The 12579-nt window shown below is 66.1% G+C and carries 11 protein-coding genes; 6 read left to right on the top strand and 5 right to left on the bottom strand.

What is annotated here, in order from left to right:
* Positions 1-87: 87 nt before the first annotated feature.
* The gene (locus C1930_RS14700; protein WP_108753815.1) at positions 88-798 is read left to right on the top strand and encodes a response regulator transcription factor; all 711 of its coding nucleotides are present in this window, start codon (positions 88-90) and stop codon (positions 796-798) included.
* On the top strand, positions 782-2068 hold the full coding sequence (locus C1930_RS14695) for a HAMP domain-containing sensor histidine kinase (RefSeq protein WP_108772047.1): 1287 nt from the start codon (positions 782-784) through the stop codon (positions 2066-2068). The genes C1930_RS14700 and C1930_RS14695 overlap by 17 nt, the downstream gene beginning before the upstream one ends.
* A gap of 210 nt (positions 2069-2278) precedes the next feature.
* On the opposite strand, the gene C1930_RS14690 is transcribed toward C1930_RS14695, so the two are convergent.
* Positions 2279-2668: a VOC family protein gene (locus C1930_RS14690; RefSeq protein WP_108772046.1), complete on the bottom strand. Its 390-nt coding sequence runs from the start codon at positions 2666-2668 to the stop codon at positions 2279-2281.
* A gap of 138 nt (positions 2669-2806) precedes the next feature.
* Between C1930_RS14690 and C1930_RS14685 the strand changes: the two genes are divergently transcribed.
* Complete coding sequence (locus C1930_RS14685; RefSeq protein ID WP_108756876.1) at positions 2807-4057, top strand: DUF819 family protein; 1251 nt, start codon at positions 2807-2809, stop codon at positions 4055-4057.
* Positions 4058-4200: 143 nt separating this feature from the next.
* Entirely contained in the window at positions 4201-5343 is a 1143-nt protein-coding gene (locus tag C1930_RS14680; RefSeq protein ID WP_159093619.1) for a DUF3103 family protein, read from the top strand.
* A gap of 561 nt (positions 5344-5904) precedes the next feature.
* On the opposite strand, the gene C1930_RS14675 is transcribed toward C1930_RS14680, so the two are convergent.
* Complete coding sequence (locus C1930_RS14675; RefSeq protein WP_049467479.1) at positions 5905-6129, bottom strand: CstA-like transporter-associated (seleno)protein; 225 nt, start codon at positions 6127-6129, stop codon at positions 5905-5907.
* Positions 6129-8210: a carbon starvation CstA family protein gene (locus C1930_RS14670; RefSeq protein ID WP_108750721.1), complete on the bottom strand. Its 2082-nt coding sequence runs from the start codon at positions 8208-8210 to the stop codon at positions 6129-6131. The genes C1930_RS14675 and C1930_RS14670 overlap by 1 nt, the downstream gene beginning before the upstream one ends.
* A gap of 233 nt (positions 8211-8443) precedes the next feature.
* On the opposite strand from C1930_RS14670, the gene C1930_RS14660 reads away from it, so the two are divergent.
* Entirely contained in the window at positions 8444-9295 is an 852-nt protein-coding gene (locus C1930_RS14660) for a pirin family protein (RefSeq protein ID WP_108772044.1), read from the top strand.
* 57 nt (positions 9296-9352) lie between these two features.
* Here the strand turns inward: C1930_RS14660 and C1930_RS14655 are convergent, their stop codons facing one another.
* Positions 9353-9811 (bottom strand): hypothetical protein, encoded by a 459-nt coding sequence (locus C1930_RS14655; RefSeq protein ID WP_108753807.1) that lies wholly within the window; start codon positions 9809-9811, stop codon positions 9353-9355.
* Between the two features lie 196 nt (positions 9812-10007).
* A complete protein-coding gene (locus C1930_RS14650; protein WP_108751630.1) occupies positions 10008-10871 on the bottom strand; it encodes a pirin family protein in 864 nt (287 codons plus the stop codon).
* Between the two features lie 768 nt (positions 10872-11639).
* Between C1930_RS14650 and C1930_RS14645 the strand changes: the two genes are divergently transcribed.
* Positions 11640-12579: IS481 family transposase (locus tag C1930_RS14645; RefSeq protein WP_108772610.1), on the top strand; the 940-nt coding region annotated here is incomplete at its 3' end.

Below are 12579 nucleotides of genomic sequence, written 5' to 3'. Positions count from 1 at the left end.
GGGAAACCTGTCGGAAGGGCGCCATCCCGACCGCTTTCCGACACGGGCACGGCTACCATGGGGCCAGTTCCCGTGGATCCGCTACGCATGCGCCTGTTGGTGATCGAAGACAACCGTCAGCTGGTGGCCAATCTGTTCGACTACTTCGAGTCGCGCGGGCACGTGCTGGATGTGGCCCCCGATGGCATCACCGGGCTGCACCTGGCCGGCAGCCATCCCTACGATGCGGTCATCCTGGACTGGATGCTGCCGCGCATGGAGGGTCCGGAAGTGCTGCGCCGCCTGCGCAGCGAGCACGGTTCGGAAGTGCCGGTCATCATGCTGACCGCCCGTGATGAACTGCCCGACAAGATCGCCGGCTTCCGCGCTGGCGCCGACGACTACCTGACCAAGCCCTTCGCCCTGCCGGAACTGGAGGTGCGGCTGGAGGCGCTGCTGCTGCGGGCCCAGGGCCGCAATCCGCGCAAGCGCCTGCAGGTGGCCGATCTGGTGCTGGACCTGGCCACCCTGGAAGCGCAGCGTGGCGGACAGGCACTGCACCTGTATCCGGCGTGCCGCAAGCTGCTGGAAGTGCTGATGCGCGCCAGCCCCGGTGCGGTAACCCGGCAGCAACTGGAATTCGCCCTGTGGGGCGATGAACCGCCCGATGGGGACCTGCTGCGCTCGCACGTGTATGAGCTGCGCCGCAGCGTGGACGGTCCCTTCGCCGACAAGCTGATCCACACCCTGCCGCGGGTGGGCTATCGCCTGGCTGCGAGCCCGGCGGCAGAGGACGACAGCAATGCCCCGCGCGCGTAAGCCCGGCCCGCTGTACCGGCGCGTGGTGTGGTGGCTGCTGGGCTACCTGGCGCTGCTGTCGCTGGCGGTGTTCAGCGTCGGCAACTACGTGCACGAGCATGCCGAACATGCCGCCTGGCGTGCGCTGCTCAATTCCGAACTGGACAGCATCCTGGAACACACCCGGCATGAGCCGGACTATCACTGGCAGGATTCGGACACGCTCAGCCTGTATCGCTTCGGCCAGCCCGGTCTGCCTGAGAGTGTGCGCACGCTGCATCCCGGCCTGCACGACGGCGTGCTGATCGATGACCGCGAAACAGCGGTGATGGTGCGCGATACCGCTGCGCTGGGCCGCGTTGCGCTGGCGCTGGACATCACCGATTTCCACGACCTGGAACAGTTCGCCACGCGCTGGGTGATGCTGGCCGGCATCATCATGATTTTCGTCACCGTGATGATGGCCTCCTTCGGCATGGAGCGCATGGTGCGGCCGTTGAGCCTGCTGGCGCGCAACATCGGCGCACTGCGCCCTGGCGAGCAGGGCCAGCGCATCGAGGTGGATCCGCGTGGCAGTTCCGAGCTGCACACCATCGCCGATGCCTTGAACGATTACCTGGACCGCAATGAACAGTTCGTCGAGCGCGAACGGGTGTTCATCAGCACGGCCAGCCATGAACTGCGCACGCCGATTGCGGTCGTGACCGGCGCGGCCGAACTGGCACTGGAGCAGCCCGGCCTGCCCGAGCGCGCGCGCCAGCAGATGCAGCGGGTGCTGCGCACCGCGCAGGGCGTGGAAGAGCTGATCGAACTGCTGCTGGTGCTGGCGCGCGACCCGGCGCGGTTGAGCTCGCGTGCCGAGCGCATCGCGCTGGACCAGTTGCTGCCGGAGATCGTCGACGACCATCGCCACCTGCTGGGTGACAAGAACCTGAGCATCGGCATCCAGGCGGCGGCGGTGGATATCGTTGCGCCGCTGGCGGTGGTGCAGGCGGCCATCGGCAACCTGCTGCGCAACGCCATCGAGAACAGCGGGCGCGGCCACATCGCGCTGAGCCTGGACGCGCAGGCCGTGCTGACCCTGCAGGACCCGGGGCACGGCATGAGCCCGGAAGAAATCGCCGCGATCCATGCGCGCCTGGCCCGCGGTGAGCGCGCCGACCGCGGTGGCATCGGCCTGGAACTGATTGCCCGTCTCTGCGAGCACCTGGGCTGGACGCTGCAGTTCCAGCCCTGTGAACCACGCGGCACCCGGGTCACGCTCGACTTCGCCGCATCGCGGCCGGCCTGATCAGAACGCCTGGCAGGTGCCAACCCCGGTTGGCACGTCGGTCCCTGGTAGGTGCCAACCTTGGTTGGCACGCCAGTCCCCGGTAGGTGCCAACCTTGGTTGGCACGCCAGTCCCCGGTAGGTGCCAACCTTGGTTGGCACGCTGTGCGTCGACCAAGGTCGACGCCTACCAAAGCGGATTGCCGCCCGGCCGCCGCCAACCGGCGCGGATTACCGCGTTCTCGGCCGCGGCACGTGCTGGTCGATCAGGATCACGTTGCCATCCGGGTCGGCCAGCTGCACATAGCCCGTTCCCTGTCCATCCGGGTCGGTGCGCACGGCCAGTTCGATCCCTTTGCCTTCAATGGCCGCCTGCAGCTCGCGCACGTCCTGGAAGTCGGCCAGTTCCTGCTTGTGCTGGTCCCAACCCGGGTTGAAGGTCAGCAGGTTGCCTTCGAACATGCCCTGGAACAGCCCGATCACGATGCCGTCGTTGCGCAGCACCAGCCAGTTCTGGCTGGCATCGCCGCCGGTCACCGAAAATCCCAGTGCCTCGTAGAACGACCGCGAGGCAGCCAGGTCCTTCACCGACAGGCTGACTGAAAAAGCACCCAGTTGCATGGCACAGGCTCCGTTGTGGAAGGGCAGGGTGGCCGGCACTGCAGCATGACCCTGCGTGAAGAGGATGTTAACCTCGGGCCGTGCCGCACCGATGCGGCACTTCTTTTTTCCACGCCCTTTCGATCGACAGAGGATCCCATGCCGACCGAACCCGCTACCGCGCTGATCACCAGCGATATCGTAGGCCTTGGCCTGATTGCTGCCACCCTGGCCCTGATCTTCTGGGCCGCCAGTGGCCCCACCCCGCTGCTGAAGAAGATCTTCGCCTGGGTGCCGGCCCTGCTGCTGTGCTACTTCATTCCGGCCATCTACAACACCGTTGGGCTGATCGATGGCCACAACACCGCCCTGTACAACCCGATCGCCCGTGACGTGCTGCTGCCGGCAGCGCTGGTGCTGCTGACGCTGTCGATCGACCTGAAAGGTATCGCCAAGCTCGGCCCGAAGCTGATCCTGGTGTTCTGCGCCGGTACGGCAGGCATCATGCTCGGTGCCATCGTGTCCTTCCAGGTGATGAAGTTCATCCATCCGGAAACCGTGGCCGGCGATACCTGGGCGGGCATGGCCGCGCTGGCGGGCAGCTGGATCGGTGGCGGCGCCAACATGGTGGCCATGCGCGAGATCTTCGGCACCGACGCCACCACCTTCGGCCAGTTCGCCGTGGTCGATGTGGCCTGCGCCAGCCTGTGGATGGCCATCCTGCTGTTCCTGGCCAACCGTGCGCAGCAGATCGACACCCGCAGCGGTGCTGATACCCGCGCCATCGATGAGATGAAGGCGCGTATCAGTGCCTATGAAGCGCAGAACTCGCGCATTCCCACCCTCACCGACCTGATGGTGATCGTCGGCGTGGCGCTGGGCGGGGTGGGGCTGGCACATGCCATTGCCGCGCAGCTGGCCGCCTGGTTCAAGGCCAACGTCGGCTGGTCCAGCCAGTTCAGCCTGGACAGCCAGTTCGTGTGGGTGGTGCTGCTGTCCACCGCCTTCGGCCTGGGCCTGAGCTTCACCCGCGCACGGCGCCTGGAATCGGCTGGTGCATCGCGCCTGGGCACCGTGTTCCTGTACTTCCTGATTGCCTGCATCGGCATGCAGATGGACCTGCTGTCGCTGCTGGATCGCCCCTGGCTGTTCGTCCTGGGCCTGATCTGGATGGCCACCCACGTGCTGGTGCTGTGGATCGTGGCACGCCTGGTGCGCGCACCGCTGTTCTTCTTCGGTGTCGGCTCGATGGGCAATATTGGCGCGGCCGCATCGGCGCCGGTGGTGGCCGCTGCGTTCCATCCGTCGCTGGCGCCGGTGGGCGTGCTGTTGGGAACGGTGGGCTATGCCACCGGCACCGGCCTGGCCTACGTCACCGGCTTGATCCTGAAGGCGATGGCGGGCGCGTAACCGGCCGGGGGAATGCGCAGGCCGCGCCTGACGCATTCCCCGGCAACCGCACGAACTGTGCGGTGCATACCGGAACCGATCCGGTGCGCTCCGTACCGTGGGCACTTCCGCTGGCAGCCGCCAGCCTCTGCCCAGGCATGACCATGACGAAAGAACGGATGTTTCGTGCGGCAGTACTGACCCTGGTGCTTGCCGCTGGCAGCGCCTTCGCGCAGGCGCCTTTGACACCGCAGCGCGCTGACGTACAGGCGATCACCGAAAGCAGCGCGCGCGAGGTTGCCGCGTTGCTGGCCCAGCCGGGGTTTGCCGCCAGTGCGCGCGCTGCCCTGCAGTCGGGGCCGGAGCAGGGAGTCGCCCTGCAGCAGGTGATGGCCCGCTTCGATCCGCAGGCACGCACCCGCGCCAGCACGCTGCTGGCCACGCAGGACCAGCAGGTGCGCCAGCGCAAGGGTCTGGCCCAGCAGGGGCCGGGGCTGCTGCAGCTGCGGGCGTTCGTGCCTGCAGGTGCCTCGCTGGCTGCGGTCGCGCCGGAGCGGTTGTGGGTGGCCAGCCTGCCACGCGGCAACGACCGCGACTGGACCACGCTGACCGCGTACGACGCACAGGGCCGCGCGCACCTGCTCGATGCCCGGCAGGCGCCGGACGTGCCCGTGCTGATCGTGGACGTGGATACCCGCCGTGCAGTGAAGGAAGGCATGGCTCTGGTCAACGCGGGCCTGCGCGCGCGCGGGCTGCAGTCACCCGAACGCATCACCCTGTCGGCCGACGGTGCCAGCGCCTCGCTGGACATCACCCGCCTGGACCGTATTCGTCTGAATGACGACCAGGAGCCGTGGGCGCTGGGCGCGGCCGAAGTGTTCGCGGTCGTGTCAGGCCTGCAGGTCGACGCCACCGAACCGGAAATGATGACGGTGGACATGCCGTGGCTGGATCATGACCAGACCGACTACACGCCCCAGCAGCCGTTGGTGATCTGGGGCAACTACCGCTTCAACGCGGCCAACGTGCAGCTGTTTGAAGACGATGGCGATACCAACTACCAGGAGCTGCTGGTCGCCCTGGCCACCGGGGTGAAGACGGCGCTGGGCGCGTTCGCTCCCGAGTACGCGGTGATTGCCGATATCGCCGGGGCGATCCTCAAGGCCATGCCGACCTCGTGGTTTGCCAACGATATCGATTACCTGGACAGCTTCTACCTGCTGCAGCGCGGGCAGGGCTACACCGACCGCATGGGCGCGGCGAACAACGCCAAGGTCACCCTCACGCCCATCACCCTGGTGGACTAGGCCAGCAGGGCTTGCAGCCCTGCACCCGCTGTAGAGTCGAGCCATGCTCGACTGAAGCAACAGCAACAGCGGGCATTCCGCGGGATGGCGGGGTGGGGCCGGTTACAGGAGACGCCGTGAATCCGTCCATGGAGGCTCGGTCGCGCGGCTGTAGGTGGGTGCCGACCGTTGGTCGGCACTTCTGTCAGATATCGACAAACAAAATGGGGTCAGATCCGTTCCCTTCGGGAAACGGATCTGACCCCGCGTGTGTCCCGCCGTCACCGGCAATCTGTCGAAGGTGGGGCGGTGTCGGATTGCGGGGTGTCCGCCGCATGGATGCGGCGGCCAAGCCTACATGGGTGAGGGCGCTTTGCTTGCGAAGCACTGCTTCGCAAGCGCCCGAACGCCCAGCCGCCAGCGCCTGGGCCGGGCCCCGGAGGGGGACTTGCGGCGTCCCCGCAATCCGACACCGCCCCGCCAAACAAACAGAAACCCAGAGCCGACGCTCTTGCAGTCGCAGTGGCAGTTGCTCTGGCTTCTGCGGGCGCCGGGCTGCAAGCCCGGCACCCATACAGCACCTCAGCAGCAGCGCCCGCCGTTGCGGCCGCCGTATCGCGCTTCCTGTCGCTCGCGGAAGAACGTCTTGTAGTCCATCGGCTCCTGATCCGGATGCTTTTCCAGCATGTGCCGGACGTAGTTGTCGTAATCAGGAATGCCACAGCACAGCCGCGCGGTCTGCACCAGGCGCCGCCAGATGCGGCGGTGCGCCTGGTACTGGCCTACCGGAACCAGTTGGGTACTCATTACAGATCCACCATTTCGTGCGGCTTCAGCGCCACGTACGGGGTCTCGCGGTCGGTCCGCTGCGGGTTGCGACGGGCGGCCAGGATGGTCTTGATCGCATACACCAGCACCGAGGCCACCACCAGCAGGAACAGCGCGGTCAGGCCGGTGTTGACGTAGGCATTGACCACGATCTGCTGCATCTGCGCCACGGTCTTGGCCGGTGCGGTGATGGTGTCACTGGCAATGGCGGCCTGGTACTTGTGCGCCTGTGCCAGGAAACCCTGCGCCGGGTTGCTGTCGAAGATCTTGATGAAGCCCGCATACGTGGTGCAGATCAGCAGCCACACGGCCGGCACGGCGGTCACCCACGCGTAGCGGTCACGCTTCATCTTGAACAGCACCACCGTGCCCAGCATCAGCGCGATACCGGCCAGCATCTGGTTGGAAATGCCGAACAGCGGCCACAGCGTCTGGATGCCACCGAACGGATCGACCACGCCGGTGTACAGCAGGTAGCCCCACAGCGCCACGCAGCCGGCCGTGCCGATGATGTTGGCCGTCCACGATTCGGTCTTCTTCAGGGCCGGCACGAAGTTGCCCAGCAGGTCCTGCAGCATGAAGCGGCCGGCACGGGTACCGGCATCCACGGCGGTCAGGATGAACAGCGCTTCGAACAGGATCGCGAAGTGGTACCAGAACGCCATCATGGCGTCGCTGCTGCTGGGAATGGCCTCGTGCAGGATCTGCGCGATGCCCACCGCCAGCGTGGGCGCACCACCGGCGCGGTGCAGGATGGTCGGTTCACCGATCGCCGCCGCCGTGGCATTCAACTGTTCCGGGGTGATGGTGAAGCCCCAGGTGTTGGTGATGTAGTGCGCGGCCGAAACGGCGTCGGCACCGATCACCGCTGCAGGGCTGTTCATGGCGAAGTAGATGCCCGGATCGATGATCGAGGCTGCCACCAGCGCCATCACCGCCACGAACGATTCCATCAGCATGCCGCCGTAGCCGATGTAGCGCATGTGCGCTTCATTGGCCAGCAGCTTGGGCGTGGTGCCCGAGGAAATCAGCGCATGGAAACCGGACACCGCGCCGCAGGCGATGGTGATGAACAGGAACGGGAACATGCCGCCCTTCCACACCGGGCCGTCACCGCTGGCGGCGAACTGGGTCAGTGCCGGCATCTTCAGTTCCGGCATCACCACCACGATACCGATGGCCAGGGCGATGATCGTGCCGATCTTCAGGAAGGTCGACAGGTAATCGCGCGGGGCCAGCAGCAGCCACACCGGCAGCACCGATGCGACGAAGCCATAGCCGATCAGCATCCAGGTGATCTGGGTACCGGTGAAGGTGAAGGCCGGGCCCCAGACCGGGTCGGCCGCCACCTTGCCGCCGAACCAGATCGCGGCCAGCAGCAGGATCAGGCCCACCACGGAAATCTCACCGATCTTGCCCGGCCGGATGTAGCGCATGTACACGCCCATCAGGATCGCGATGGGCATCGTGGCGATCACCGTGAACATGCCCCACGGGCTTTCCGCCAGCGCCTTCACCACCACCATGGCCAGCACCGCCAGGATGATGATCATGATCAGGAAGGCTCCGAACAGGGCGATGGTGCCGGGCACCTGGCCCATTTCCTCGCGCACCAGGTCACCCAGCGAGCGGCCGTTGCGGCGGCTGGACAGGAACAGGACCATGAAGTCTTGCACTGCGCCGGCCAGCACCACGCCCACCACCAGCCACAGCAGGCCGGGCAGGTAGCCCATCTGCGCGGCCAGCACCGGGCCCACCAGCGGGCCGGCGCCGGCAATGGCGGCGAAGTGGTGGCCGAACAGCACGTGTTTGTTGGTCGGTACGTAGTCCAGACCGTCGTTGTTGATCACCGCCGGGGTGGCCCGGGTCGGATCGAGCTGCATCACCTTGTTGGCGATGAACAGGCTGTAGTAGCGATAGGCGACCAGATACAGCGATACCGCGGCCACCACGATCCACAGTGCGTTGATGTGTTCGCCGCGGCGCAGGGCGACGGTGCCCAGACAGAACGCGCCGAGCAGGGCCAGTGCGGCCCAGCCCAGTTTGGAAAACCCTTTCATGAGGTGCTCTCTCCCGGAAAGACAGTGAAAGAGTCCCGCGTGCCCTTGGCAGGGTCAATGTCCACGGGAGCCTTCTTCGGTAGTACTTTGGTCGAACACAACGCAGGCGATGCCGCGCGGCGGACATGACGCGCGGCAAACACCAGCAATGGAACAATCGGTTGCGGCGCCATCCATTGGCCTGCCGCGCTGCAGCGTCCATCTTCATGGGCATCCATCCCACAGGAGTTGCCATGAGTCTTCCCGAGCCGGTGCGCGTGCTGCGCACGATCCGTGGCATGCCCACGTCCGACGGCGCCGGCGTGCGCCTGACCCGGGTCATCGGTGGCCCCTCGCTGCCGGATCTGGACCCCTTCCTGCTGTTGGATGAATTCGGCACCGACCGCGCCGAGGACTACATCGCCGGCTTCCCGGAGCACCCGCACCGGGGCTTCGAGACCGTCACCTACATGCTGGACGGGCGCATGCGGCACCGCGACAACCACGGCAACGAAGGCCTGCTGACCCCGGGCAGCGTGCAGTGGATGACCGCCGGCCGCGGCCTGGTGCATTCGGAGATGCCCGAGCAGGAAAGCGGGCAGATGCGTGGCTTCCAGCTGTGGGTGAACCTGCCGGCGCGGGACAAGATGACCGAGCCGAAGTACCAGGAGTTCGCGCCCGAGCGCATTCCGGTGGTACAGCCGGCCGACGGCGTGCAGGTGAAGGTGATCGCCGGTACGGTCGATGGCACCGCAGGGCCGATCGCGCAGCCGGCCACCGATCCGGTCTATCTGGATATCACCCTGGCGCCTGATCGCGCCTGGACGTACACGCTGCCGGAAGGCCACAACGCCTTCGCCTACGTGTTCGAAGGTGCGCTGACCGTGGGCGAGCAGGATGCGGCGCGCGATGTGGCGCGGCAGGAACTGGCCGTGCTGGGCGGTGGCGAGCAGCTGCACGTGTCGGCCGGCGCCGAGGGCGCGCGGCTGATCCTGGTGGCGGGCCGTCCGCTGCGCGAGCCGGTCATGCGCCACGGGCCGTTCGTGATGAACACCCGGCAGGAACTGATGCAGGCCTTCGTCGATTTCCAGGAAGGCCGCTTCTGAGCGGTAGCGCCGGGCGGGACGGCGGGGAGGCTGCCAGGCAGTCATCCCCGCGTTCATTCAGCGGCCGTCGGCCACGGCAGTGGGGTTCAGGCTCATGCCCTGCGCCAGCTGCTGCAGGCTGCCCATTTCCTGGGTGCTGCCCGGGTACAGGGCGATCTGCGCGTAGCGGCCCTTGTCCAGCTTGACCACGCTGATGCGGCGCTCGGCATAGCCGGGCGGCTGCTGGCCACCCAGGTCGGGCTTGTACCAGTACATCGATTCGCCGCCGAAGCTGCCCTTTTCCTCGCGCAGCGAGCGGCTGAGCGGAATGTTGGGATCGCGTTGGCTCAGCATCAGGCTCAGCACTTCGCGGCCGTCGGCGGTGCTGGCGCGGCAGATCAGGAAATCGCTCTGCACCTGCTGCTGCCATTGCAGGCCACTGCTGGCTGGCAGCGTAGGACAGTCAACCGGCGCCTGTGCGGCGGCGTTGGCCGCGGCAAACAACAGGCTCGACAACAGAACAGGCACGAACTTCATGCATTCCCCCAAGGTGGTGTGGCCTAGAGTCCCCGCCGATGGCACCGGCGGCGCGGGCATCCCATCCCCGGATGCCGACGTTCCCGGCACGTGCACGGGAGGTCAAGCCGACCTTAACGGAACGTGAGCGATCGCACAAATTGCGGTTGCAGATGTAACCATCACTGGCCTTGGCGCCGAGCTCGCTCGACTGCCGTCAATACTGCGGCAACGGAATGAATTCCTTGTCGTCACCCGGGATCGTGCCGAAGCGACCGGCTTCCCAATCGTGCTTGGCCTGTTCGATGCGTTCCTTGGAACTTGACACGAAGTTCCACCACAGGTGGCGCGGCCCATCCAGCGGTTCGCCGCCGAACAGCATGGCCTTCACCGGCGTCTTTGCGCGCAGGCGGCCGATGGCGCCGGCTTCGGGGATGACCAGGTGCTGGGCGGGAATGTCCACGCCATCCAGCTGGGCCTGGCCTTCCAGGATGTACAGCGCTCGTTCGCGGTGGCCATTGTCGATGTCGATCTCGGCATCGGGGTCCAGGTCGATGGCCACGTTCAGGGTATCGGCGAAGACCTTCACCGGCGATTCCTCGCCGTAGGCGCGGCCGGCGATCACCCGCAGCCAGACGCCGTTGCGGCGCTGCTCGGGCAGGGTGGCCGCAGCGTGGTGGTAGAACGCCGGTTCGATTTCCTCATGCGACTTCGGCAGCGCCACCCAGGTCTGCATGCCATGGATCGGGTTGTCGTGGCCGCGATCCGGCGGCGGCGTGCGCTCGGAATGGGCGATGCCGCGGCCGGCGGTCATCCAGTTCACATCGCCGGGGCGGATCACCTGGTCCGAGCCCAGCGTATCGCGGTGGCCGATGGCGCCGGACCACAGGTAGGTCACCGTGGCCAGTCCGATATGCGGGTGCGGGCGCACGTCGATGGCGGTGCCGGGGTGCATGATGGCCGGGCCCATCTGGTCGACGAACACGAACGAACCGATGCTGCGGGCCTGCAGCGTGGGCACGGCGCGGCGCACTTCCAGGCCGCCGATGTCGTGCACGCGCGGGGCGATGATGGTGGTCATGCGGGCGTTCTCGCTGGCAGGAATCAAGGGTGCCAGCATGGCACGCCGTGGTGACGGCGACATGCCCCATGCGGGTAACAGCCTGTTCCGTAGCGTCGAGCTTGCTCGACGGGGTTCCCGCCAACGGCGCAGCCCCTCGTGGCTGGGCGGGGTGCGCGCATTCCGTGGGTGGCCGGGCGGGTGGGTTGCGCAGGGGACGCTGCAAGTACGTCCATGTAAGCTCGGTCGCCGCATCCATGCGGCTCACGCCCCTGCGCAACCCACCCGCCCGGCCCCTGACGGTTTCCCGGGGCGTCCAGCCACGGAAAAGAAAAAAGAAAATCAAAATCAAACGCCGGTCGCTTCGCTCCTGGTGGCCACCAAGGTAGCCACCCACCAGTTCGTAGTGATCCCAATTGAAGTGGCTGTTTACCCACCGTCACCGGGAAACTGTCAGGGGTGGGGCGGTGTGGGCTGGCAGGACCGCAGGCGCCATGGGCCCGAGGCATGCCTCGGGCGGGTTGGGCAGGACGCCCAACCCCGGTCTTGCCGTGTGCGCAGGATTGCGCACACGAGCAAGGCGCCTACGAGCCCCCATGGTGAAGTGACCCCCGGGAGTTGGACACCTAATCCGACCCCGAGGTTTGCATGAATAGATATGAGGTTTGTTTCAAATTGCAGGTCGCCGAAGAGGCCTGTAACACCTTGTGATCTCTCTGTACGTTGTTCATCCGGGACATCTCTGGAAAATGGTGGTTACCACACCTCTCCAGATCCCAAAGAGCCCGGATGAACAACCATAAAAATGCCCGTTTAACGCCGTTTAGTCGAGAACTTCTTGTCCGTCGCATCCTCCACGAGGGCCTGCGGCCGGAGGAGGCAGCACAAGCGTGTGGCGTAAGTGTGCGTACGGCCTACAAGTGGCTGGCCCGATTCCGGGAGTTCGGGGCGTCGGGGCTGGAAAACCGCAGCTCTCGCCCGCACCAGACGCCGCATGCCACGCCTGCGTCGGTCGTCGAGCAGATCAAGGAGCGCCGCCGTAAACGGCACACCTACCTGACCATTTCCAAGGCCTTGGGGATCGGCCACAGCACCATTTCCCGGTTGATGCGTGTTCACGGCCTCAACCGGCTGTGCCGGCTGGATCCGCCCAAAGCGGTCATCCGATACGAATACGATCAGCCCGGAGGACTGCTGCACCTGGATATCAAGAAACTGGGCAACTTCCAGAGGCCTGGGCACAGAACCGATGCCAAACGCCGGGGAAACGCTGCCGGCGGCGGCTGGGGGTACGTCCACGTGGCCATCGACGATCATTCCCGGCTCGCCTACAGCAGCGTTCACCCCAACGAACAGGGAGAAACGGCCTGCCAAGCGCTGCTGAGCGCTCTGGAGTACTACGCCAGCTTGGGAATCACCTTCAAGCGGATCCTGACCGACAACGGCGCCTGCTATCGCTCCACCGCCTTTGCCAAGCTGCTCAAATCCCTTGGAATCAAGCACATCCGGACCAAGCCCTACACACCGCGCACCAACGGCAAGGCGGAGCGCTTCATCCAGACCAGCTTGCGCGAGTGGGCCTACGCTTGCGAGTACGCCTCTTCGGACCAACGCAATTCCGTGCTGACCCAATGGCTGCACCACTACAACTGGCACCGTCCCCATATGGGGATCGGCGGCCAGCCACCTATCTCCAGAGTGCCGCTGAATAACGTAGTGGGTTTACACA

It is taken from the genome of Stenotrophomonas sp. SAU14A_NAIMI4_8 (genome assembly GCF_003086695.1).
Taxonomy (GTDB): Bacteria; Pseudomonadota; Gammaproteobacteria; order Xanthomonadales; family Xanthomonadaceae; genus Stenotrophomonas.
Note: the sequence above shows the minus strand (reverse complement) of the source record. Positions and strands in the feature narration are given on the sequence as shown.